The organism is Hymenobacter negativus (assembly GCF_017571495.1).
GTDB lineage: Bacteria > Bacteroidota > Bacteroidia > Cytophagales > Hymenobacteraceae > Hymenobacter > Hymenobacter negativus.
Map to the genome: position 1 here is coordinate 22757 of NZ_JAGETZ010000023.1, position 23546 is coordinate 46302.

Genomic DNA, 23546 nt, shown 5'->3' on the forward strand with positions numbered 1-23546 from the left:
TTAGTTTGCAAAAATCATTTACTCACCGCATGAAAGACGGCTTTCGGGGGCAGCGTTCTTACAGCATGCCCGCCTCGCTGCTGACACAGATGCTCGCACACCCCCTCTGCCAGGGACTTTACCCGACCGACATCGGCTTTTACCCGGCTGCGCGCTCGCACAAGCGGGCAAGGCGCCTAGGTAGCCCCCAGCATATTCTGCTCTATTGTGTGCACGGCGAGGGATGGTATCAGATTGGGGGCGAGGGACGGCATGTGCTTAAAGCCAATCAATGGGTAATCTTACCCGCCGAAACGGCGCACCGCTACGGCGCCGATGACACCACGCCTTGGACCATCTATTGGGTGCATTTCGCGGGTATGCAGGCAGCGCCACTCAACGCCTACTTGTGCAATGGTGCTTTGGGAGCGCCAATTAGCATCGCATTTGCCGACGAACGGCTGCGTTTATTTGAAGCTATTTTTGCGCAACTCTCCCTACTACCCGCCCCCGATGGCCTTGTGCAGGCCTGCCTCTACCTGCCGCATTTTCTGGGCACACTGGCCCCGTCGGCGCAACAGGTGGCGCAGCCGTCGCTTGCCGCCGAGATAGTGGCCGGTTCCATTGCCTACATGCATCAACACCTGGAGCGGACCGTCAGGGTACCAGAACTAGCCCGGCAGGCGGGACTGTCGGCCTCACACTACACAACTCTATTTCGAAGCCAGACCGGCCGGCCGCCCATCGTTTTTTTTAACTCGCTCAAGGTGCAGAGGGCCTGCCAGCAGTTGCTGTACACCACCCTCTCGGTCAAAGACATTGCTCACCAGTTGGGCGTGGAGGACGCGTACTATTTTTCCCGACTTTTTACCAAAGTAATGGGTGACTCGCCTAGGCAGTTTCGGCTGGCACATGCAGGGACATGAAAGCAGAACAAGGGAATAACAAGAATAAGGGAGGTTGCGAAAAGTACGTCAAAACAACGGCGAATTTGCTCGGCGGATAGGTCAAGCAAGAGTTTGCTATTTCGGCTCTTTCATCGCTTCCATTGTTCTAAGTGCAAAAAAATCAAATTGTCAGCAGTTTGCTTCGGGAAAGATGAGTTCATGTAATCCCCTCCAGATATTTCAGACGATGAACCGGGGCCAATATATTAACGATATCCTTCCTTAGGCCGAATTGGTGGCCGAAATGCGTGAGGAACCGGGACATGCTTATGGTCGAAGCAGCACCAAACTGAGCTACGTCAACGGTTCGGTATCGGAATAAATTACTGCTTCGTTAACTATTGGCTTATCGAAATCGCGATAGGATAAACGGTTTCCTTGGCGGTGGTTGTGAGCTTCCAATAGGAGCCCTATAGTCTTATCAACTTCTTATAACTCCATGGCCGGAAGCTGAGATTTGCTCTTTTTTTCCGTTTCAGACCGTTTCGCTGAACGTCATAAGATAGTTAGCAGCCCATGCCCACCCATCCACGCCTTGGCCTCCTGCTCCTCTACGGCAAAGTGGGCTTGAACGTGTATGGGTTGCTCAGCATAGCCCTTTGCGCCTCACCGGTATTGCACGCCCTTTCTGCGCTATGCCTACGCCGCGCTTTTCCTGGGGGTGCCTTTCTTTACTGAAACCAGTGCATTCGCACCGAAAGGCCCTTTTCCGTCGGCAACGCCCCGTGGCAGCACGTACCGGTGCCTCTACTTTGCCAACCTGGGCCTAGTGGCGTTGCTGTGGTTATTCCCCTGCTATTCGTCTGGTGGAATGGGTGCACGTAGAAAGGGAGCTGGCTGGACCAGAACCCAGTCTCCTGCCAAGGTGAGGCCGAACAGGCTAGTGAGCAGAAGCCACGAAACATAACTGAACAGCAAGCAGTGGAGCGCCAGCGCGCGGTAAATGCGTAGGGTGCGTTTGTGGTTAATGAGCAGTTCATTTTTACGTAATCGGTGATGCAGCTTCCAGAAGACCCAGCCGGGGTAACGTCCCGTTAGCGCCCGCAAGGTGTGCTGCACGGTCTCGTCGTTTCGACTTTGTACCACCGGGTGGTAACCACTGCGGGCAAGCCCGACCAGGGCACACGCCCGCCGCTGGCCCCAGCCTTTATTTACCAAGCCCTGCGCTGCCTGGCGCCGCGCCGCAGGGCGGCTTACTTTTTTCGCAGTATCTCGTTAATCGCCTGATTTTATAGGCTCAAATCAGCGAACAGCTGTTTCAACCGTTTATTCTCCTCTTCCAAATGCTTAAGCTGCGTTAGCTCGGCCACGCTGGCCCCGGCGTACTTGCTTTTCCAGGCCTAAAATGTGGCCTGGCTCAACTCGTGCTCGCGCACGATGTGCGCCACGGTCTGCCCACTGGCTTGCGGTTGCAGAATCACCACGATTCGGGCTTCGCTGAATCGTCCTTTTTTCATTGGTCAATCGTCAGGTAATGAAAGTACGGCTTTCTCTACTCTCAACTGGCCCGCTATTTAGGGAAGCGTACAACCAGCCTTCCTAGCCGCTGAAAGCCCTATTTTGAAAGTGCTATGCTCGCAAGCAATGCGTTTAACCTTTGGACCAAACATTTAACCCTGGTCGGCTTTCGAACCGGTTTTCGGCTTCATTTCAGGAGACGAGGCTGAAAACCGGTTCGAAAACCGACCAGGGCCAGTCTATTCCCCAACCTACAAAATAACCTTACTTTATCACCACCAAGGGCAGCGTGCTAGCCGTTTGCCCGGGTTCTTCTATCCGCACGTAATACATGCCGGCCGGCATGGACTCCACCGATACGGTAAACGAAGGCTGCTGCCCGGCAGGCACGACTTTCAGTAGTTTACCGGTAGCCGTAAACACGCGCAAAACTGTGCCGCTGGCAGGGGCTGAATCAAAATGAACGGTGAAATCTGCGGTAGCCGGATTGGGGTAGAGCGAAACGTTTTTGCCAACAGTAGCCGAGGCAGCGGAGCTGACCACCGGATACGCGTACTCATAGCGGTACGCGACGGCGTCGGGGCCTACGTGCCGCTCGTCTAAAGGCCCCTGCTGCACGACGCTAATCTCGTTAAACTCATCTGCACCTATGTCTTTCAGGCCAGTGCGCGACTGATTTTCGAAATCCCGCGACACAAAAGCAAAGGTGCCAGTGGCGGCATCAATGGCCGGGCTCTGCGGGGCTAGCCGCAACACGCGATACGCCAGGCTCTGCGTGCAATTGGGCCCCGCACAGGCTGGCTGCATCAACAGCGGGTTGACGGTTCTGATTTGTGCTGCCGTGGCCGGAATACCCAAGGACGCGGTGCCGGTGGGATACATGAAGTTGTTGGCGAACGCAACGCCCGCCAATGAACTGGCCCCGTACGACAACACAATGGGGTTGGTATTTTCCACCACTACGTTATTGGCCAGTACGCAATTAATGGGCGCCAGGGGATAGTTGCCGTTGTTGGTAAAGCCTATTTCGATGTTAGACAGGTTGTTCACCAGCGTGTTGAAGGCGATGGTCACGTTCTCGGCCAGATTGTGCGAAGACAGGCTGGTGGTAGAATTGGTGACGTCCCCGTTGGTGATGGTGATGCCCGCGTCAAACCGTGAGCCGGTCAGGCCTTGCATGTAATTATTGAAGATGAGATGGTCTTTGCCGTACACCCGGATGCCCCCGCAGCCAATGGTGGAGCCGTTGAAAGTGCCCGTTTTCCCTTCCCCGAAAAAGTAGTTGCCCTCCACCACGTTCCGGCGGCCTTGCCGGAGCGTTACTGTGCCCAGGCTTCTTTGGAAGGTGTTGAATCTGACAATGTTATCACACGACTTAATCGAAACAATTTCCGGGTCGCCGTCGCATGCCTGAAACAGGTTGTGCTCAATTACGGTGAAGCCGCTGCTCGGGGAAAGTCCGCTGACGCCGACCCGAATGCTCTCCTGCTCGTTGACCGCCCGCGGGCCGTTGTTCTTGAACAGGTTGTACCGGACGGTGTCGTGCTGGCTTTGCTGGGTAGCGGTGCCGTCAAAGACGATGTATTTACCCGTCTGGGTTTTGCCGTCAAAAGAGTTGTATTCCATCACATTGCCCCCGGATTTCAAGGGCGCGGTGCTGCCAAAGGTATCGCCAATGTAAATCCAGTTGCAGGAGCTGGTTTCCGTCAGCGCAAAGGCGTTGCGCGCAATGGTAATGCGGCGGCTATTCAGCAGTTTGATACCCGTTCCTACGCTGGCGCTCCGCACCGCAAAGCCCTCCAACCGGATGTACTGAACACTCTCAAAGGTCAACGTCGTGTTTCCGCTGAGCACGGCCAGGCCCTGGTTTCTGGCCCGGATGACAATGGGTCTTTGTTGGCAGCCAGACCGGGTAATGTTGGCACTCCCCAGGTTATAGGTGCCGTTGGCCACCTCAATGGTATCGCCAGGGTTCATGGCCGCGAGGGCGCTCCTGAAATCGGCCACCGAGGCCACCACGCGCTTCACCGAGGGCGTGGTGTTCACCGCGATGGTGGCCCCCAGGCTGGCGTTGGCCGTCACGGTAAAGGTTTGGGATGTCTGGGTACCGGAAAGGGCGCCGGTCCAGCCATTGAACTGATAGCAGGACTCGGTCGTAATCGTCGCGGTAACCCTGGTTCCGGCATAATACTGCCCACTGGCCGCAGCGGGCGACAAGGTAATCGTGCCGTTGGCGGGCTGGGCCACCGAAACGGTATAAAGCGCCGGAGGATTAATGGGGTCAACCCCCGTGTCGGCGCCGATGGTCATGTTGGTGGTGACCGTGAAGGTTTGCACCAGGGTCGTACCGGTCAGGCTGCCTGTCCAGCCATTGTTTTGATAGCCTTGCGGCAGCGTAAGCGTGGCCGTCACTTGGTCGCCAACGTTATAGGTTGCCCGGGCCGGGGCCAGGGAAATGGTGCCAAAAGCCGGCTGCGTAACCGTAATGGTCCGGGTCGTGGAAGCCCCCCCAAAGTTCACATCGGCTATCGGATTCGTCCCCAAATACAGGTCATCAATAACCGCTTCAGAAGTAGCAACCTGCGTGTCAGCGGTATGGTTGAACCGCAGGGAGTGCAACTCTTTCACCCCGGCCACCCGGGTGCCGCTGGCAGTAGGCGTGTAGGCTTCCCGGAAGTTGAAGTCGGTGGAAAGGACCACCCCATTAATAGCTACTTTGTATTTCTCGGTCAAAAAATCTGCCTTGACCGAGACGCGAACCCACTGGTTGGCAACCCAAGCGCCTATAGTGGTGCCCGAGGAGCCGTTATAGGCCTTTATTAGATTGTTCTCGGTGAATTCAACCACAAAGACCCTTTTGGAACTGCCCGCATACTGGTCATACCCACCGATGGCGATTCCCCTGGTAACAAAGGCGACCGGATTCACCCAACAATCGGCATACACCGCAGTTTGCAGCCCCGGTACCGTACCACTATAGGGCACAAATTCCACAAAAAGCGCAGTATTGGCAGCACTAAGCGTTAAGGACTGCAAGCCGGTTTTCACCGTGGTACCGGTAACGGTTCCATTGCCACTGTTCACTTTCCACCCGTTCTGGTTATGGATAGTGCCTGCTGAATAGTTCTGCGAACTTTCAAAGGAAGTACTGATTGCGACCTGGGCAGCGGCCGGAAAAAGGAATGACAACCAAAAGGTTAAGGTGAGAAGTTGTGCTCTCATTGGAAAGTGGAGTTGGTGGGAATTTTGGGAGGAGGCACCTGGCACAGCTGGTTAGCACGGTCCGGTGGGAAGCAGGGGGCCGAAGCTGGGTCGGGGCACCTAAGCTAGGAGGTCAGCAAGGGAGTTATTATTGATTTTATTCAATAATTGCCACCTGTCAAGTGCAAGGGTTTGCGACTAATGCTTGCGGCAAGCTACACGATTAGGCATCTGATAGCAAGATTAAAATCACAACTAATGCACATTGAATTCCATGTTTTTCAAGAAAACGTTACCGGAAACGTTTTCTTGAAAAATTATTATTCTTGATAAAGCATAATAATTAGTAGGCCACCTCAGATGCTGACTTGGGTCGAGGGCTTTAGGAAACCGGGCGATGACTAATTCGCATCAAACGATTGCGGGATATTTCCGGCAGGCGTCTGCGTTCTGTCCTGTTGGAGAGCATCAAACGGTGTGGGGCAATACCAAAAGGAGCGTAGCTGTTGCAGAAGTCAGGCTTAAGTGCTTCCGTTGCTGAGGAGGCGCTTCTTGAGTATCCGAGTTGGCGCTTTGGCGGCTGTTGCGTCACTAGGAGCGGGTATGGAAAAGCCCCAGCGATAGGCTGAGGCTTTTTGTTTCTAACGTGGTACCTGTACTTAGTGCATGACCAGCTTGCGGACAACCAAGCCCTTATCGGTTTGTAGCTGTAGCGTGTAAAGGCCGGCCGCCTGGGCCCCGAGGTCAATGGCCCGGGAAGTAGCCGGACTGGCTTTTGCGGATTGTAGTACCACACGGCCGGTTGTATCGGTTACGGTGAAGGGGGCCGCCAGTAAGCTCAGCTTGGGGCTGTGCAGGACGAAGCGCCCATCGGCACTGGGATTAAGCGCCACGCTTACGGGTACATCGAGCGCCCTGGCCCGCATGGCGGTTGGCGTTACGAAAGAAATGTCGTCAATAAGGAGTACGGTGCCGACCGTGGGCGTCTGGACCGAGCCGGAATAAAATTCGATGTGAAGCGAATCCGGCGTGGCGTTTGACGTGTAAGTCAGCGGCACGTTCGCCAGCGTGTAACTAGACGCTGGGGCCAGCGTCTGGTGCACTAGGACGATATCGGTCGAAACACCGTTCGTGGTACGGGAGAGGGAAACCGATACGCCGGCGTTATCGGTGGCCACTCCCAAGTCATTCCAGCGCCGGGCCAGGTACGTTCCCTCCCGGTAAACGTAGGCCAGCTGTACCTCGTCGGAGAGGAGATTGAACGTGTGGAGGGCCATGCAGGCAAGGTAGAAAGCGGACGTGAAAAAGCCCCGCTGGGTGGGCGCCTTTTTTTGCCCGTGCTTTCCTGAGTGGCGAGGTCGTCGAGGTAGCAGGAGGGCTAGTCACGGGTCCGCTTAAAACAAAATCAAGTTATTTTATATTTATTATAATATATAAAAAATATAAACATAAAAATGAAAAACAAAGCCCGTATCAGTAGCAGTATTCTGGTATTCCTCTTTCTGCTGGCGCAGTCTGTGGCGGCCCAAAAGCCCCGCCAGCTTGTCAAAAACACAAAGCAGTTGGTCTGCCAATACCGGGATGGGGCGACAGCAGAGAGTGCGATGACTGCCTGCCAACACCACGTGAAGGTGCACCGAGAGGGCTATGTCGTCGTAAAAGCCGAGCTACGGAATGATGGGCAGGTCATCTGCACCTGCCAAGACCCCGAGAATAAGGAAGCATATGATTTAGTAGAAGCCTCGATGGTTGGGGAAATCACCTGCCCCCCACATTCGTCGGAAGCGTCGACTGGCACAGAGTTTCGGTGGCAGGAGTCGATGTGCGAATGCGACCAGGATTACGTCGCGCAAGGCAACAAATGCGTGCCCGCCAAGGAGGCCCAGGCGGCCAACAAGAGCAGGGCGAAGCCCGCTGCGGCGAAAGGCCGGACAACCACTACGAAGCCGAAGGACGTCCCGTGCCAATGCCCGGCGGGAGCCAATCTGAGCCTGGAAGCCCGCCTGACGCAGCTCGTCAAAATTACTCCGGAGTTTTACCTACCTTCCGCCAGCGCCCCGAATGCCTACCAGGAGGTGAAAATCAAGAAAGTATCGGCCTTGCTCAAAGCCGGCCAGGTGCTCGTGGTTACGCCGGCCAGTCTACCCGGGCTGGCCGGGTATATTGCGCAGCACAAGGATGCGAAAAGGGACCAGGACAACGCGGCCATGGGCACTATCAGCGAGCAGGCCGCCCAATTGTTTCTGCGGTCCATGGGCTGTGACTCGGTCTTTGAGGGAAAAGTAAACAGCAGCGACAACGGGTTTGACATCCTAACCTTTTCCCCCTGCGTGGCCGCCCCGGCTAAAATCCGCATTGTGGAGTCGAAGCAGGTCGACCGCAGAGGGGACATCGCCCTCTCGGCCACCAACCGGGGGGTGCAAATGAGCGACGCCTGGGAAGCGGCCAACATTGGCGACTTGAGCAGGGCCCCGGCGGCCGTCAACCCAGCCGGCAGCCGGGTGGGCCGGGCCATGCAGAAGAACCATTTGCTGATTGAGAAGTATGTATCGGCCATTTACGACGGCAACCTGATTCTGCTGCGCTTGGCCAACTTCTAGCCGGGCCGGGGCCACGCTCCTACTCTGCAACCGTTCAACTTCTTGCTATAGCCATCAAACCATATTTTTGTTCCATGCTGCTTGTTGAGGCCGCCCTGTCCACCGCTTCGCCCGCCTTGTCGCCGTGGCTGGCCATTCCCTTGTTTGCGCTGAGCCTGCTGGGCATGATGGGGCTATTTTACAGCATCCGGGGCGTGCTCCGCCTGTCCAACCCCGCCGAAAACGCCTTTGCCTTTCCAGCGGCGCAGCCCGCGTTTCGCTTCACCCTCACCCGACCCGGCCGGTACGAAGTGGGCTGCACCCGGCCGGGCCGCTGGGGGCGGCTGTTCACGTTACCGTCCGTGGTGCTGGAGGTGCAGGCGCTGCCCGCCGGCGCGGTGCAGCGCCTCACGCCGCCCAGTTGGGGCTACGTCAAGCGCAGCAACATGAGCGGCGACACGACCCTGCGCTTTGATACCTTCCAGGCCCTGGCACCCGGCGCATACGAGCTGCGCAACCCCGGCGCGGCGCAGTTTGAGCCCGCCGACCAGTTACGCGTTCTCCCCGCTGCGGGCGTCAAGCTGGTACTTTTTATCATTGCCTGTGCCTTCTCTGGACTCGTGATGCTGGTCGGCGGCATCATGGGCTTACACGCCGCCCTTGGCGTGCATTGACTGGCGCGGGAATGGTCCGCACCGCGGCCACTGGCGCCAAGGTTCGGACGAAGTGGGCATAAACAAGCCCGCTCGCGGTGGGCGGGGGCTCAGGGTACGCTGTTTTTTGTTTTCGCCGTAGTAGTGAAGAAGTGTATGTTTGGCTCGAGGCATAAAATCAGCCTCTTTTAACTATATGGGCAACAACAGCCAAACCCTCCCTTCCGCCACTGACTTTTACGTAGTGGCTACCTTCAACGGCACTCACCTCAAAGGGGGGTACAAACGTTATGAGGAATACACCCTGCGTCTGCACCGTGAAGACGAGCAGATTCAGTTGATTAACATCGCCCGTCTAGTGATGGATTTCTGCTATGACAACGAAGCCGATTTTTTCAAAGATTGGATTCAGGTCAAAGAGAAGCAACTTGTAAGCTACTAGCTTGCTTATGGGCAACGCAACAGCGTGACGCTGCAATCAATCGCAAAAGGCCCCGGTTATGCCGGGGCTTTTTGCTGCGCTCCTAAAATGGCAGCGACTCAATGAGCACCAGCTCGTCCTCTTAGTAGCAGTCCCAATGCGGCTCGCCCAGCCAATAGATGGGCGAAGTGCCTCTGACCGGGCAGTCCAGTTGAGTAAACCCACTGTGGTGGAAGAGGGCAGGGGATAAGGCACTACTAGCATGGGAGGTACCTGCACGGCAATGTACCAATCGGGTGGCCGTTGGGACGCTATGCAACTACGCGCCCGCCATTCCTGGCTGCCCGCGTCTTCATCCGCATCGGGGAACATATCGTCGTACTCTGGGTCCCGAAACTCCGTGTCGGGCGTATCGTCGGGGTATAGGGTCGGGCCATCGACCTGGCCATGTTCTTCTTCAAAAGCGGAGGATATCTAGTACCGCACCACCCGCCGAGAGACTGCTGAGCCATCGGCATTGAGTACCCGCAACACGTAGAGACCGGCCGGCAGAGCGGTCGTATCAAAGGTCAGTTTCCCAGATTGTGGCCGATGAGCCAGCACGGCACGGCCAGTCGCATCGAGCAGTGCCACTTGCTGTGGTAGCGGGCCGGCCGGCAGTTGTACGTTCAAAGTCGTGTGGGTGGGCACGGGCCACACATCCAGCAGGGCTGTGTTGGCCGCAGCGCCCCGGGTAGCGAGTGGCGCGGCCGGTAATAGGCGCGCCAGCCCAGTATGGGGCGCCGTGCCGGCTTGGGTGAAGTCGCCAGCTACAAGCAGCTTTCCACTCGGCTCCATCAGCAGGTCATATGCCTTGGCGTTGTTGTGAATAGTTGGGTTGTAAGGGCTTTGGTAAGGGGTATAAATAAAATCGGGGTTAAAAGAGGGGTCGTCGCCACCCGTGCTATACGTTTGGATGATGGATGCTTGATTGGTGGCCAGCGTGAGCAATGCCCCCGAAACTAGAATTCTTCCATCGGGCTGTACCGCTAGCCCCCCAATTGGATTGCTCGACGTAAACCCAATGGTAATAGCATAACAGCTAGCCGAGAACGGAAAGGCCATGTCCCATGCGCCGGACGACGTAATGCGTGCCACTGCCTTACTGGAAAAAAAGCCAGCCAACGCATAGCTGCCATTTGGGCAGCGCACCACCTTGCTAATCTGTATGCTTTGCGGAAAAGGGGCCACCGTAAAAGCGAAAGTAGAATCGGGGCGTCCGGAGGCCAGCAGCCGCGTCATACTGGTTATTGGGTTACTAAGGTCGAACGAGCTGCGGCTATACACAATCCGGCCGTTGGGCTCCAGCACAATGCTCACCATCATGCTCACCGCCATGCTGCCGAGGGGCACACTGGGTGGATTAAACGAAGCATCGACCCGGCCCGTGGGCAGCAGCCGCACCAGCCCGTTGTGACCTAGTGAATCCGTGATGGTACCGCCCAACAGCAGTTTGCCATCGGGCTGCACCGTTATGTCGCTGAAAAGGTGCCCCTGGGGGCGACTGCCCATTGCTGGCTGAAATGAAGCATCGGGCAATCCGGAAGGTAGCAAGCGCATCAGCCGCCCCTGTGGGGCCGCGCTGTATAGCGCAGCTAGCACCTTGCCGTCGGCCTGCACCGCCAGAGCCGACCACCCACCCTGTGCCTGCACCGCCTGCGCCGGGCGGTAGGCGAAGGTTGTGTCGACCCGGCCATCGGCCAGCAGGCGGGCCAGACAGTCGGTCACGTGGCCATCCACGGACTGAAACTTTCCCGCCACGATGTAGCGCCCATCGGCCTGCCGCACCACTTTTATCACCGATGGCGTGGCATACAGCGGCAGCGGTGCAAACACCGGCGCATGAAAACCGGGGTCGAGTTGCTGCGCACAAAGTGCTGAGCTAAACAACGTAGCCTGCACTGTAAACAGGGCTGCCACAATAGAAACACGAGTAGTAATGAGCATAAGGCTGAAAAGGAAAGTTTACTGGCAATCCGGCAATAATTATGCCCCATAGGATAGCACTTTGAAAACCAGACCCACCGGCATGCGATAATCCGGGTAAATATTAGGGAGTGTTAACCGTCGCGTAGCCAGAGCACAGTTGCCTCCAGTTGAATGAAGGCTAGAAAATGCGCATCCAACTTATCGTAGCGCGTGGCCGCGCGTCGCAATTGCTTGAGGGAGCGGAACAGTCGCTCGACGGGGTGGTGCTGGGCATCAAGGGCCGCGTCGTAGGCGTGCGGGTTCCGGCGCTTGCGCCGGGGCGGAATCACGGCTTGGGTGCCGCGGGCCGTCAGGACAGCCACGAGCGGGGCGGAATCGTCGCTACGGTCGGAAATTCGGTAGGCCGGAGCCAAGTCGTTGAGCAGGGGCAAGGCCTGCGGCGCATCGTGGCGCTGACCGGCCGTGGGCATCAGCCACTGTGTGCCCCTTCGTCGTCAAGCCGCCGCGACGGCGCCTGAGGGCTTGCGGCCCGTTTTTTTGCGGACCCCGCTCGCATGCTGGCGCGCTCTCACCGTGGTCAAGTCCACTAACAGCGTGTGCAAGGCGTCGTCCTGTTGCACGGCGGCCAGCACCCGAGCCCGCACGCCCGAGGCGGTCCACTGCCTGGGCCCTGTACCTACCAGAGGCTTTCGTCGAGAAAGATTATTGGGTCAACAATGTGCTGCGGGCGCTGGCGGACTCCCCGTACCGGGGCTTTGTGGTGCTCAAAACAGGCACAGTGCTCTCAAAAGCCAATGGCTTGGTCCAGCGCTTTTCCGAGGACGTGGACTTGGGTCTGACCGACGACGTGACACGCAGTTTATTTACCTGTTGCATTCTACGTGGAGCAGCGTATCCGCTATCGGTGGTTATCTGCCGTCCTTGATTAGCTCACTTGTCAACCATTCGCAGGCAGAGCCCTTTTTTAATGTGAACTACTCATTTGTTGTTCTTCCTTAAGAACAACAAATGAGTAGTTCACATTTGCTTCGAGAGCTGCCGTAAACGACGTTCTATCTCATACTTTCGCTCGCAGGCAGAGCCCGACGGCAGCACGCCCTCCAACACATCCAGCAATTCAGAACACCTAAGCAATAAGGCTACCTGCTCGCGAACGTACGTGCCCAGCGCGGGGGCTGCATTCGAAACTTCGCTTGCCAGGGCCACGCGGTTGTCAACCACGTGCACAATGTCTTCCAGGTCTTGGCTGGTCCATAAATCCTCCTAGCCCCGGCTGCGTAGGGCCACCGGTTTGGTCGCTAAAAAGTACGGTGCACTCAGGATGCGAATGCTGGTCCCATCCGGGAGTTCGTATGGTACCGCCCGTTCAAAACCCGCGGGGTATCACGAATTGCTAAACCCTAGGATGGGTTGAGTGGGAATCATGTCCACGACAAGGCCGGTGGGAGATTTCCAGCGGCCAATAAATTGAGCATCCGCATCATTTGTGAAGCCCAAGGCCCGCAACTCTACCTCGAGTCGGTGGAACGCGACCACGCTTTGCGGCGTGAGTTCAACAATGCAATCCAAGTCGTCCGTCGTACGCAGTTCCGGCGTGTGACCGGTGGCCGTGCTGTAGAGGTTCACCGTGGCGCCGCCCACAAATACGACCCGGTCACGCAGGTGGCCCAGGGCGTGCGCAACGGCCATTAGGAGCGGAAGATTACGTAGCTGACTCGGCATGCTATGCAGGGGATAATGGGATGTACTCTTTCAGCAAGCGGCTGGCGACTGCCCGTTCCCGCGGGCGGCCTAACCGCAACGCATCCACCAACGCCAGCAATTCATGGAGCCGGTTATCGCGTTTTGCCGCTGCGGGCGCTCCCGCATACAAGGGTTCAACAATGGTTCCCCAGACCTCGCCACTAGCAGCGGGCCAGACGTAAGCTGGCTCGGGTCCGAACGTTTGGCTAAGTGGCGGCGCGCTGGCGCCCGTGACGATGCCGCGGCCATGGGGTTCAGGATGCGCGGCAAAGATGTACGGCACGCCGTGAACCAGCAATTTGCGCAACGCGTGACCGCGCACTGAGAACCGTTGCGGGTCGGCGCTCAATAAGCGGCTGTAGCGACAGCGAGCCAACGAATCGGATACTTCGGAGGTGCTTAGTTCCAGTGCAAGCGCCAAGTCCATGCCTTTCCACTTGCGTGGGTCACTGGATACTAGTTTCAACAACACGACGTCTTGCGGACGACAAAGGTATGAGGAGGTTTAACTTATCAGGTTGTAAAGCCTGCATTTAATAGCGACTGATAATGTTCAATTATCGTTCCTTATTCTGTGTGAGCAAAACCTAACCATTTTCGGGTGTTTTACTCCTATATTATATAGCTACCGTGAGCGAATATCCCATCGTCCCTATTTCATCGACCGCGCAGGTGGCGGCTCACCTAGTCGAACCGACCCGTCGACCCGTCGATACGTCGAGTCCGGCTTGCACGGAGCGGCCAATACCATTCGCGCTTACGCTAACGATTGGAAGCGCTTCACGAGTTGTTGCACCTTGCATAAGTTGAAATCCATGCCCGCGCCAGTCGAAGCCCTGGCCGGGTTTCTGACCGAACTGGCCGACGCTGGCAAAAAGGTTGCCACCATCCAGCACCACGCCGCAGCCATCGCCAAGGCCCACGAGTTGGCAGGCCTGGATTCGCCCACGGCCGACAAAAAAATCAGGTGCTGCTCAAGGGCATTGCTTGGGAAAAGAAAACGCGCATCAAGCAGGCCGCCGCTTTTTCGCTGGACAATTTCAAGCGGACCATTCGGGGCATTGATGTTAGCACGCCCACCGGGCTGCGCAATAGGGTCCTACTGATTCTGGGTTTCACAGGCCCCTTTCGCCACTCTGAACTCGGAGTTCTCAACATCGAGGACTTGGCTTTCGATGAGGAAGGACTCGTAGTTTCGCTGGACAAGAGCAAAACTAACCAGTTGGGCCAGGCCGAGGAAAAGGCCATTTTCTACTCGCCCGACCCTCAGCTGTGCCCCATCCGCTCGCTTCAGGCGTGGCGGCGGCTGTTGAACCGGACCGAAGGGTACGTCTTTGTTTCCCTGCGCAAAAACCAGTGGCTCACCACCCGCCGGATGACGACGAAGTACATCAACCTCATAACGCAGCAATACTTAAGCTCCGGCTACACGGCTCACTTGCTACGCGCTTCGTTTATCAGCTTGAAAATGCAATGGATAAGATGCATAAATCCCAAGCAACTGATTCACCGAATCAAACGCAGGATAAGTCCATATGCTTCTCAGAAATGCCATCCCACCTCACAATGCACCCGGCAATTTGCCTTAATGTTGGTAATAACTTAAATCGTACGAGTGAATGGCTGACGCATCGCTTAAGAGATTGTAGCTATAGTGGGCGCAGTCCACAAAACAGGCGATATTGAACTTCGTTTCGGACCGCTTCAACGCTCCCTGGGAGGGTTTGTCGCCGTACAGGCTCGCCCGGTGTACCATCCATTCGATGTCCATCGCTTCCTCTACCAAGTAAGCCAGCACCGCTTCATTGTCCCGGTGCTGCCCCAGTAGGCCGGAGAAGCGCACGAGCGTGTGTTTTAGCAACCAACTCATCAATGGTAGGGCTTGCTTGTAAGGTCGGGTAAATCCCCCTGCCTGGTAGAGGAAACGCTTGACGCCTTGGCGACGCATCGCGGGGATTAATCGTTTGACAAACGCCGTGTTGACGTTCTCCTGCTGCTGCCGGCGAGCATCGCCTAGCATGCTCACTACAAAATCTACCCCAGTGAGCAGGGTATCCAGCGGCTCATAATCCAGAATTGTGCCGACGACTACTTCTAAGTTAGTGTCTTTTATTTCCAGTTTTTCCGGGTTTCGAACCAAGGCTCTCACGCGATGCCCCTCGCGAAGCGCGAGTTCAATAAAGTGTTTTCCGGTTCTGCCCGTACCACCAAAGATGAGGTAGGTGTAGGTTGGCTTCATCATGTCGTTTTGTAACAAGTGGCGTGTTGTGAAATCAATCGCTGGGCGTTCTTAGCGCAACAAACGGCGCAGGGCGAGCCTGTTTCACTAAGTATTAAGTGATAGCAAAATTATTCACCTTGCTTTGTACGGTGGATGCGTCATCGTTCAAAGTATATTTGCCATCGTACAAAAATGCCCCTTATGGATGCCTTGTCTGACGTGTTGGCGCTGCTCAAAATCCGCAGCTATCTGTATGGCGGCTTCGCAGCGGGGGGCGAATGGTGCCTGTCATTTGGCCCGCACCTGGGAAGCCTCAAGTTTTACGCGGTGGTGAAGGGGGCGTGCTGGCTGGCCGTCGAAGGCGTGGCTGAGCCATTATGGGTGCAGGCTGGCGAATGAATTTTGCCATCTTAACACCACACGCAGTTACTTGCAATTCCAGCAACTGCGTGTGGTAACGTTTAGAGGAGAATGTAAGGTAGAAACAACCGGATTTCCCAGGGTGTGGACAGTTAACGTAGCCAATCGAGGGCGGCGAGCAGGTGGGCCGAGGCAAGAAATGACGCAGCCGTCTTGTCGTAGTGTGTGGCCAAGCCTCTGACCTCTTTGAGTCGTCCAAAGAAGCGTTCGCCCTTATAGCGGTCGGCGTATAGGTTTGAGGCGTAGGCGCGCCACCGTCAATTCTGAGACAACCTAGCGTCTGTTTTGTGGCAACATTACATGCATAAAAGTCAAAAAAAGCATAAAACAGAAGGTTTTTCCAATCCGGTTGTGCTGTATAGTTGCGTATAGAGAGTGGTGAATCTTGTTGCTTTTGGCACCGGAAGTATAATTAGCTGCTCATTGTATCAAAAAGTGATTCGAGGTATTTTTAACCCGTACTCTCGGCAACTTTCGACAATATAAATGAGGGTTGCCTTCTCACTTCTTACGTTTACGGTGCATCGAGTAGCAGTTACAAATGCTGAAAATCGGCTAAAACTGAAGCGGCAGTTGCTACGAAAGTTGTTGGAGAATAGCTGAAACAGTACTAGTGAATAAGTGATTATAAATAATAAACTGAGTATAAAATAGCACAATTTGCCTTGCCGTAAGGACTTTTTTATACCGACTTGCTTGCGGATACTATCGCCGAAATGGCGGACGGTTACCACCGAACCTTAGCTGCGTCCACCCTCCTGATTATCGAATACCGGGCCGCGTTAGCTAACAAATCCGCCGTTGTATATACGCTTGCTGTGCGGGAATATGGACACGTGGTAGTCAATCACCTTCACAGGCTCGGTGTTGCGGAGGTGCTGTGCCTTCGCGCAAGACGAACAAGAAATAGAAGCAAACAGATTTTACTCATACCAAAAGAGACAAAGAAAGCTAAACGGTTGGTGGGTGATTAAAAGCAGCTTGCCGGGCGGCCGTTACAACGTGATTTCCAGTAGCCCCTCGGCCGCGTACGCGTACTGCATTCGGTATTCGACTACCCGCTGATTCAGCGATGAGACGAACAGGTGCAGAAACGCCCGACCCGGCGCGCAATTCCACTGGGGCGGGTAAGTCGATGTCTTTGACGTGCTGGCCGTAGTGCCGGGCGAGCAAGTCGGCCAGGGGGCGCAATTCCAGATGCAGCTGGGTTTGCCAAGGACCCGCCGCTCGCTGCTAAAGCAGCAGGCTGTAGCCGGTAAGGGTAATCAGCAGGCGGAAGGAGCCTTCGCGGACGGGTAGCGTCAGCCGATGTAGTCCGTGCTCTATCGCAACACATAGTACCGCAACCTACCGTCAGCAGTTGCGCACTGGGGCAACGGAAGGCGGTTGTCAGTCGTAAGCTGCTGGTAGTTAGCTAAGCCGTAAGCTTAAGAGCAACAGCTTAAACAAACATGCCCCTCTCTACTTGTTTCTCGAGCAACTTGAGTAGCGGCTAATTAACCCCCAAAGTTTGCGCGATGCGGTTTATTGTTTTATCGATTTTCAACTCACTAATAGCGGCTGGACCAGCTTTGGCACAGTCGGATTATAACGTGGGTGTGCCGAAGGACATTATTATTCTGCAAAGCACCCGCGACTACGCGGCGGCGCTTGCGGGGGCTCGACAGGCAGCCACCAAGCTGGGCCGGCCCCTAAAGCTGGCCGGCTACAAGCCTAACAAAGAGCTAGGCCTGAGCGCCAGCAAAACCGTCTGCGTGGAAGGTGGCTATGAATACCCCTGCTACACGCCCCGAGGCCAGGGCGGAGCTGAGAACAGCGACTACCTCTCCATCGAGTTTTCAGACGGCTATGCGGGCTTTGCCAAAGGCTACTACATCGTGGTAGCCGCTCTGGTACCGCCCAATTCAGCCGCCTTGCACCAGACATTGGCTCGTGTGCAGCGCGCCTACCCCACCGCCTACGCCAAGCGCACAAGCGTCTGGTTTGGCTGCATGCACTAGCCTCTCTGTGGGCACCTGCGCCGCACCGCCAGGCCCAATCCTAGACGCGCTCATCAGCTGGCAACGATTTTGAACGAAGGCCTACAAACCCAGCGCATGTTGCATTTCAAAGGAGGGCACGAACGTGTTTTTTCCTGCTGACCGGGCTGCTAGCGGCTTGCGATGGCCGGCCAGAACACCGGGCGGTGTATCGGCTAGGAACGCATACCCCCGCCAGCCCGTCCGGATAACGTATACTTTTCCGTGCGCAGTTCGAGTTCGTCGGTATCGGGGCCGAAGCCGTAGTTGATGTTCTCGGAATCATCCCGGCAATCGGCCCACAGCAACTGCTTAATAGTGGGCAGCTCATCCGGCGCGAGGGCCAAAAAGTCGTTCAGCACGGCAACTATGCGCTCGGTAATGGCACGGCCCGATTCGAATTCAGGCAGGAACCACACCTGGACCGAATAGCCAAACAAGGTGGATTCCACAGTGATGCTGGTGAAGTAGTATTGGTCTCAGGTGCAGGTGCGTAGTATTTCGTCGTGCGTCATGGAGTGAACCGTTAGTGGTTGAGGCAGCAATATCTTGTTGGTTAGTTATTTACCCGCGCTGTGAAGCCTGTTTTTCAGAACAGCGGCCGGAGCCCAAGCAGCTGCACCATCGGCCCGCGGCGCGGCACCAGAAATTGGGCGCTGTCGTACACGAGCTTTCCCGTGGCCGTGCGCAGCTGGCAGGTGTGCGCCACTTGCGTGCCCCGGCGGGTGGCGTCGTACTTGGATGCAATCTTATTGAATCTTATGCCATTATCAAGCAAACTGTCCAGAAGACGAGCGGTGCTGTCGCTGTACTGGTCAGGCAAGGTGCTATACCGCTCGGTGTGGGCCCACAGCCACCGCGTTTTCACCAAAAATTCGCGGGCGCGGGCCTGCAGAATGGCCAGAGGGGCGTCGTCTACCTGCCGCCACTTCCGCACGTGCCCCGGCGCAACGGCTGGTAACTGGCGGGGCGAGTGCTGTGCTGGCAGGTGGGCCGCCACCGCTTCATTCAGGGACGTCGGCGCGTCGGACGATTGGTAGCCCACGGCAAGCCACAGGGACGGGAGCAACCAGTATTTCATCCTAAAAACAAGGGCAGTGCAGGATGCTATACCGTCCAGTAAGCTCCCCCGTTGGTCCGTGCCGGCCCAAAGCCAGGCTTTTTCGTTAGCAGCTTTATGAAGTAGCTACTGCGCGCTGCCGCGTGGCTGGCCCTATATTCCAGTGTCGCTTGCCGCCCCGAAACGCCCGCTACGGAAAAGGCGAACCCGCCAGCAGCGGCCCCTGCTCCCCCATATGCCATGCCCCCCGTGACCGCCAAGGCCCCTGGCTCGCCTGATGCCCTATACCTGCCCGGTGGCCAGGTCGGGCAGTTGCGCAAAATCCCTGCAGACGCTTTCGACAGGCTGCCCTTTGGCGGCTTGCCTGATTTACCTAACGACTCTACTTCCGAGCATTTACCCGCCGAGCAGGGCCGGGTAACGCGCCAGGGCTGGTCGCTGCTGCGGCCAGCGCAGGTTACCGAGGTGCGGCTGGCCCCCACGCCCGACGCGCAGTTTACGCTACAAAACGCCAAAGGCGTGAAGTACCAGTACTGGAGCAGCCTGCCCGCCGCCCACCAGTGGGTGGTGCGGGCCTGGTACTGGGAATCGGACGGGACCGTGCTGGTGGACCAGCGCACCGGACGCCAAGTTGGACTGGTGCCCCCCCGTGGCCTCGCCCGATGGCCGCCTAGTGCTGCTCACCAGCCCCGGACTGGGCGGCGGCGACCAACCCAACAGGCTGAGCCTGGTGCAAGTGGAAGCCACCGGGGCGCGCCTGCTGTGGCGGATGGAACCCACCACCTGGGAGCCGGTCGAAGCCCGTTGGGTCGCCCCTACCGCGTGGTGCTGATGCGCCGCCACGCCCTGCCCGACGGCAGCATGGCCAACGATGCCCCCGTGACCTACGACGAACTGACCCTGCCCCGCTAAACTGCCGCACTATGCCCCCCACCCGCTGGCTCCTGGCCGCCGCGCTGCTGCTGAGCGCCTGCCGCCCCCACGCATCCCAGGAACAGGAAACACCGCCGCGCCTAAAGCCCCTGTTCGACGCCCTGCCCGCCCGCAATCGCCCCTTCGACCGGCAGGATACGCTGGACAGCTACTGGCCCCCCGATTCGCTGATGGCCGACAGCCTGTTCCACTTCACCGCGCCCCCCCGCAGCCGGGTGCTGATGCGGGTGCAGTTTGTGCCCGCCTCGGCCGTGGCGGCAGCCCGGCTCGATACGCTCACCTTCCGCCGCCCCACCTTCCGGCTCTACGAGGACGGCCGGTCTGGCTACGAGTGGGAGTTCTTCTTCGGCCGAAACCTCGAACCTACCCTTACTGAAACGCCCGAACAGTTGCCCCTGCGCATGGCCCTGACGTACAGCCACCGCCTGGCGCTGCAGGAATACCGGCGCTGGCCGGCTGGCAACTATTACGAGCGCAACGCCTACCTGCTGGACCACAACTTTGGCGTTGAAGCCGTAGCCTGCGTCAATGACTCGGTGGTGTACGTCAGCGCTTTTCCGCTGCTGGCCAACCAGCCCCGACCCGATACGCTCTACACGTACTACCACGGCGGCCCGCACCGCAAGCGCCCCCCCCTAGTGGCCGACCGGCCCGACACCACCCGGCACGCCCTGCTCCGCCTTAGCTTCCGTGAACTCAGCCACTCGACCAACCTGGAGTAGGCCGCTGCTGGCGGGCCTACTCGCTGCAGAATTTCGCGTGCGTCGCTATCTGCATTTCGTTCCAGCCCGCGCGCAGGGCCTTGGCTAGTTGGGCAAAGACCGTCGCGCACTTTCTAGTTGAGTGCGGGCCACTCCGCAGTGGGCAGGAGGGCCAGGTCGGGGTACATCAGGGAGAATGCGGGGACGGTTTACCGGTGCGACGACCATCAGGTAGGCGGCCTCGCGCTCGGAAGCGCTGCTGGTGACGGAGTGAAACAGCCGGTGCCGGTTGTCAAGAAGCCCATACGACACAATCTTTTTTTCTGTCAGAAGCACTTATTAGGAGTGTGTCGTGAATGGAATCAACCGCTACGTAGTACTGCTGCCCGTCGGAAGAGGTGCGGAGTTGGTTGGGGTCGCGCTGGAACAAGCGGCTGACGGGCATCTTGCTGGTGACAGCCATCACGGCGTCGTTGGCCCGGCGCAGGTTTCCGAGCGAAAAGCGCCAGTTAACCGTGTTTTCCAAATTGGATTGGGCTACCCCCATTCGCAAAATATATTGGAACAAATGTCCTGTTTCGGCCGGGCAGCAAGTTATAGAAATAGGCTGCTTCCTTAATTAAACAGTTGGCCAATCTATTCATGCAAAAAGCACTGCTTCTTGACCTACTTGCTCAGAATGAAATGACCAGTGGGTCCGTTTTTCATCAAGTAGACTGCACCAATGCCACCTGGCGGCTAACCGCAGAAGCCGCCTCGGCGGGCTTTCTGTTGCGCCATGTGGGCGAGACCATCAACCGGTTTGGCTTGTTCCTGGGGCAGCCTACGCCAATAGTCAACACCACCATGGGTTACTCCGATAACGGGCAAGGCCGGGATGTGGAAGCCAGCCGCGCATTGGTGGCCGAAGGATTTGCGATGCTGCGCCGCTGCATCGACAGCACCCCGGATGCTGCCTGGCAAGAAGCCGTGCCAACACCTTTCTTTGGCCCGGTTACCCGGTTCCGTCTGTTTGCCCACGTCTTGTTCCATAATTCTCACCACGCCGGACAAATAGCCTTAACCCTGAAAAGAGGGAATCACAGCCCGCTGTTGGAGCCGCTGGCCCTCCAGAAGTAAGGCATCTGCCTATCCATCACAACCTCATGGATGAATACCTAATTCTCATGCGCCTGGACTTGATTACCAAAGGGGCGCAGCCTTCGCCGGAGCAACTGCAGCAGTACATGCAGCAGTATCAGGACTGGGTGGCAACCCTCACCGCGCAAGGCCGCTTTGTGAGTGGCACGGGCTTGTCCACTGAAGGACGCGTACTCAAGGCCGGCAACGTGGTGCTGGATGGCCCGTTCGCGGAAACCAAGGAGGCTCTTGCCGGCTTTATTACCATCCGGGCACGGGACTTTGACGAGGCCATGGGCTGGGCCCAGGCGTGCCCCATCTTGCGGGCCGAAGGCAACAGCGTCGAAGTCCGCCGAATCAGTACGGTACACGAACCCGAATAAATTCAGCACGAGCGCCGCTAACGCATGGACCACCCTGAATTGCTCCCTCACCTGTTTCGAACCGAATACCACAAGCTGGTGGCCGTACTGGCACGGCGTTTTGGCTTCGCGCAGTTGGAAACAGCGGAAGACCTGGTCAGCGAGACCTTCTTCACGGCCGCCCAAACCTGGGGACCCAATGGCTTGCCGCCCAACCCCGTAGCCTGGCTTTACCGGGTGGCCCAAAACAAAGCCACAACGCACCTGCAGCGTGCGCGTGCCCACCAGGCATTTAGCGCGGTCCAGGCCCCTAACTCGGCCAGTCAGCCGGAAGTGGAACTCTCGGCTCAGAACATTCAGGATAGCCAACTGGCCATGATGTTTGCCATTTGCCATCCGGCGCTGGCCCCCGCCGCTCAGATGGGCTTGTCGCTGCGCGTGCTCTGCGGCTTTGGAATCGAGGAAATTGCCGGGGCCTTTTTAACCAACAAGGAAACCATTCAGAAGCGCTTGTTTCGAGCCAAAGCTGCCCTGCGCAAAGTCGGCACAGCCATTGAGCTGCCGGGCCCGGCGCAGTTGGAGCAAGGGCTGGAGGCGGTGCTCGGCACGATTTACTTGTTGTTCAACGAAGGGTACTATTCAGCGCACAGAAACCAGTTGATTCGAAAAGAGTTGTGCTTTGAGGCCATTCGGCTGGCCACCCTGCTGGTAGAAAACACGCTTACTGCCCGGCCGGAAGTATATGCGCTGCTGGCCTTGATGTGCTTTCACGCCTCCCGGCTAGAGGCCCGCCTGGACCCGCACGGCGATATAATTTTTTACGAGCAGCAGGATTCCAGCCGATGGAACGAGGAATGGGTGCGGAAAGGGGGCTATTTTTTGCAACGGGCTGCGGCTGGCAATTCCCTTTCCAAATACCACTTGGAAGCCGGCCTCGCCTTTTGGAGCACGACGCAAGCCGACACGCCAGCAAAATGGGCCAGTATGCTGCAACTCCATGACCTGTTGCGGCAGGTGGACGCTTCGCCGCTCGCTGCGCTGAGCCGGACCTACGTGCTGGCTAAAGTGGCTGGCAAGCAAGCCGCCATTGCGGCGGCCGAACAACTTTCCCTCACCAGCCACCCGCTATACTGGGCCTTGCTCGGCGAGTTGTACCGAGGCCTGGATGATGGAAGAGCCGCCGAGCATTTACGCCAAGCCTATCAACTGGCTAAGAGCGCGCCGGATAAGCGCGCCATCCAGCGGAAGCTAATCGAGGTGAAAAAGGGCTAAGCTCGGCCACTACGACCAAAGCCAGAAGCTGGCCTAAGGGTCCATTCCATTCGGCTCAAAGCGGGTGGCTGTAGGACACCTTCCGGATGGTGGCCTACTGCTGGAAAGGCGCCTCCACACCGGGCTGGTCTAGACGGTGCAGGTCGCTGAAAACGAAATGACCAAATGACAGAGTGCGGTATTCCCAAGCAAACCGGGTGTTCAGCCCGCCCTACTGACTGACAGTGTTGTACTGGTAGAAGCCGGTGAGTTGCACCTTGGGCGTTAAGAAGATGCGCAGCTTCGGCGCTACCAAGTGCGTGTGCACGGTTCCGTAGTACCCTACTAACTGGCTTACGGCCCGGCTACTGTTGCGAATGCTGCTGCTTTTGGCGAGACTAGTGTTGTTTTTGCCTGGCCAACTAGAACAACAACACGTCTCTGCCTGGCTCCTAAAAGCACGGATAACTACCGACTTACTTCGCCCAACCTCTTACAATGATTACCTTTTG

23 protein-coding genes and 2 pseudogenes are annotated in these 23546 nt (G+C 57.2%); 13 read left to right on the forward strand and 12 right to left on the reverse strand.

All coding sequences use genetic code 11. The features are described from left to right. Positions 1-29 precede the first annotated feature (29 nt). Positions 30-905, forward strand: a complete 876-nt coding sequence (locus J4E00_RS28055) for an AraC family transcriptional regulator (RefSeq protein WP_208178679.1) — start codon at positions 30-32, stop codon at positions 903-905. Between the two features lie 1250 nt (positions 906-2155). Here J4E00_RS28055 and J4E00_RS30355 read toward each other — a convergent pair. From J4E00_RS30355 to J4E00_RS28065, 3 genes and pseudogenes are all read right to left on the reverse strand, one after another. After that, positions 2156-2254: pseudogene (locus J4E00_RS30355) on the reverse strand (hypothetical protein); the annotation flags it as partial. Positions 2255-2648: 394 nt separating this feature from the next. Next, positions 2649-5606: a chondroitinase-B domain-containing protein gene (locus J4E00_RS28060; RefSeq protein ID WP_208178680.1), complete on the reverse strand. Its 2958-nt coding sequence runs from the start codon at positions 5604-5606 to the stop codon at positions 2649-2651. Positions 5607-6244: 638 nt separating this feature from the next. Then, positions 6245-6862, reverse strand: a complete 618-nt coding sequence (locus J4E00_RS28065; protein WP_208178681.1) for a T9SS type A sorting domain-containing protein — start codon at positions 6860-6862, stop codon at positions 6245-6247. 177 nt (positions 6863-7039) lie between these two features. Here J4E00_RS28065 and J4E00_RS28070 point away from each other — a divergent pair, with 177 nt between their 5' ends. From J4E00_RS28070 to J4E00_RS28080, 3 genes are all read left to right on the forward strand, one after another. Then, positions 7040-8185: a hypothetical protein gene (locus J4E00_RS28070; RefSeq protein WP_208178682.1), complete on the forward strand. Its 1146-nt coding sequence runs from the start codon at positions 7040-7042 to the stop codon at positions 8183-8185. Between the two features lie 74 nt (positions 8186-8259). Further along, positions 8260-8838 carry a hypothetical protein gene (locus J4E00_RS28075; RefSeq protein ID WP_208178683.1) on the forward strand — a complete coding sequence of 193 codons (579 nt, stop codon included), beginning with the start codon at positions 8260-8262 and terminating at the stop codon, positions 8836-8838. Positions 8839-9013: 175 nt separating this feature from the next. Beyond that, positions 9014-9259 carry a hypothetical protein gene (locus J4E00_RS28080; protein WP_208178684.1) on the forward strand — a complete coding sequence of 82 codons (246 nt, stop codon included), beginning with the start codon at positions 9014-9016 and terminating at the stop codon, positions 9257-9259. A 453-nt stretch (positions 9260-9712) separates the two neighbouring features. Here the strand turns inward: J4E00_RS28080 and J4E00_RS28085 are convergent, their stop codons facing one another. Further along, positions 9713-11224 carry a T9SS type A sorting domain-containing protein gene (locus J4E00_RS28085; protein WP_208178685.1) on the reverse strand — a complete coding sequence of 504 codons (1512 nt, stop codon included), beginning with the start codon at positions 11222-11224 and terminating at the stop codon, positions 9713-9715. Between the two features lie 113 nt (positions 11225-11337). Then, positions 11338-11676 (reverse strand): transposase, encoded by a 339-nt coding sequence (locus J4E00_RS28090; protein ID WP_208178686.1) that lies wholly within the window; start codon positions 11674-11676, stop codon positions 11338-11340. 248 nt (positions 11677-11924) lie between these two features. Here J4E00_RS28090 and J4E00_RS30360 point away from each other — a divergent pair, with 248 nt between their 5' ends. Then, entirely contained in the window at positions 11925-12131 is a 207-nt protein-coding gene (locus J4E00_RS30360) for a nucleotidyl transferase AbiEii/AbiGii toxin family protein (protein WP_410779769.1), read from the forward strand. A gap of 458 nt (positions 12132-12589) precedes the next feature. On the opposite strand, the gene J4E00_RS28100 is transcribed toward J4E00_RS30360, so the two are convergent. Then, positions 12590-12895, reverse strand: coding sequence for a hypothetical protein (locus tag J4E00_RS28100; RefSeq protein WP_208178688.1), 306 nt, complete (start codon positions 12893-12895; stop codon positions 12590-12592). A gap of 34 nt (positions 12896-12929) precedes the next feature. Continuing rightward, a complete protein-coding gene (locus J4E00_RS28105; RefSeq protein ID WP_208178689.1) occupies positions 12930-13415 on the reverse strand; it encodes a hypothetical protein in 486 nt (161 codons plus the stop codon). A gap of 501 nt (positions 13416-13916) precedes the next feature. Here J4E00_RS28105 and J4E00_RS28110 point away from each other — a divergent pair. Next, the gene (locus J4E00_RS28110; protein WP_208178690.1) at positions 13917-14555 is read left to right on the forward strand and encodes a hypothetical protein; all 639 of its coding nucleotides are present in this window, start codon (positions 13917-13919) and stop codon (positions 14553-14555) included. On the opposite strand, the gene J4E00_RS28115 is transcribed toward J4E00_RS28110, so the two are convergent. Further along, complete coding sequence (locus tag J4E00_RS28115) at positions 14535-15191, reverse strand: NAD(P)-dependent oxidoreductase (RefSeq protein WP_208178691.1); 657 nt, start codon at positions 15189-15191, stop codon at positions 14535-14537. The two genes, J4E00_RS28110 and J4E00_RS28115, sit on opposite strands and share 21 nt — an antisense overlap. 180 nt (positions 15192-15371) lie before the next feature. Here J4E00_RS28115 and J4E00_RS28120 point away from each other — a divergent pair, with 180 nt between their 5' ends. Then, on the forward strand, positions 15372-15569 hold the full coding sequence (locus tag J4E00_RS28120) for a cupin domain-containing protein (protein ID WP_208178692.1): 198 nt from the start codon (positions 15372-15374) through the stop codon (positions 15567-15569). A 113-nt stretch (positions 15570-15682) separates the two neighbouring features. Here the strand turns inward: J4E00_RS28120 and J4E00_RS30365 are convergent. Next, positions 15683-15805 (reverse strand): annotated as a pseudogene (locus J4E00_RS30365) (transposase); the annotation flags it as partial. Between the two features lie 1302 nt (positions 15806-17107). On the opposite strand from J4E00_RS30365, the gene J4E00_RS28130 reads away from it, so the two are divergent. Then, the gene (locus tag J4E00_RS28130; RefSeq protein ID WP_208178693.1) at positions 17108-17590 is read left to right on the forward strand and encodes a hypothetical protein; all 483 of its coding nucleotides are present in this window, start codon (positions 17108-17110) and stop codon (positions 17588-17590) included. A gap of 194 nt (positions 17591-17784) precedes the next feature. Here the strand turns inward: J4E00_RS28130 and J4E00_RS28135 are convergent, their stop codons facing one another. Next, complete coding sequence (locus J4E00_RS28135) at positions 17785-18060, reverse strand: hypothetical protein (protein ID WP_208178694.1); 276 nt, start codon at positions 18058-18060, stop codon at positions 17785-17787. A gap of 137 nt (positions 18061-18197) precedes the next feature. Beyond that, a complete protein-coding gene (locus J4E00_RS28140) occupies positions 18198-18689 on the reverse strand; it encodes a hypothetical protein (protein ID WP_208178695.1) in 492 nt (163 codons plus the stop codon). A gap of 219 nt (positions 18690-18908) precedes the next feature. Here J4E00_RS28140 and J4E00_RS28145 point away from each other — a divergent pair, with 219 nt between their 5' ends. Continuing rightward, positions 18909-19580 carry a hypothetical protein gene (locus J4E00_RS28145; RefSeq protein ID WP_208178696.1) on the forward strand — a complete coding sequence of 224 codons (672 nt, stop codon included), beginning with the start codon at positions 18909-18911 and terminating at the stop codon, positions 19578-19580. Positions 19581-19591: 11 nt separating this feature from the next. After that, positions 19592-20323 carry a hypothetical protein gene (locus J4E00_RS28150; protein ID WP_208178697.1) on the forward strand — a complete coding sequence of 244 codons (732 nt, stop codon included), beginning with the start codon at positions 19592-19594 and terminating at the stop codon, positions 20321-20323. 271 nt (positions 20324-20594) lie between these two features. On the opposite strand, the gene J4E00_RS28155 is transcribed toward J4E00_RS28150, so the two are convergent. Then, positions 20595-20849 (reverse strand): Tn3 family transposase, encoded by a 255-nt coding sequence (locus J4E00_RS28155; protein WP_262898471.1) that lies wholly within the window; start codon positions 20847-20849, stop codon positions 20595-20597. A gap of 95 nt (positions 20850-20944) precedes the next feature. Between J4E00_RS28155 and J4E00_RS28160 the strand changes: the two genes are divergently transcribed. Genes J4E00_RS28160 through J4E00_RS28170 form a run of 3 tightly spaced genes read left to right on the forward strand, consistent with a single transcriptional unit; the run spans position 20945 to position 23055 of the window. After that, the gene (locus J4E00_RS28160; RefSeq protein WP_208178699.1) at positions 20945-21421 is read left to right on the forward strand and encodes a DinB family protein; all 477 of its coding nucleotides are present in this window, start codon (positions 20945-20947) and stop codon (positions 21419-21421) included. Positions 21422-21447: 26 nt separating this feature from the next. Then, complete coding sequence (locus tag J4E00_RS28165) at positions 21448-21804, forward strand: YciI family protein (protein WP_208178700.1); 357 nt, start codon at positions 21448-21450, stop codon at positions 21802-21804. A gap of 24 nt (positions 21805-21828) precedes the next feature. Next, positions 21829-23055, forward strand: coding sequence for an RNA polymerase sigma factor (locus J4E00_RS28170; RefSeq protein ID WP_208178701.1), 1227 nt, complete (start codon positions 21829-21831; stop codon positions 23053-23055). Positions 23056-23546: the final 491 nt, after the last annotated feature.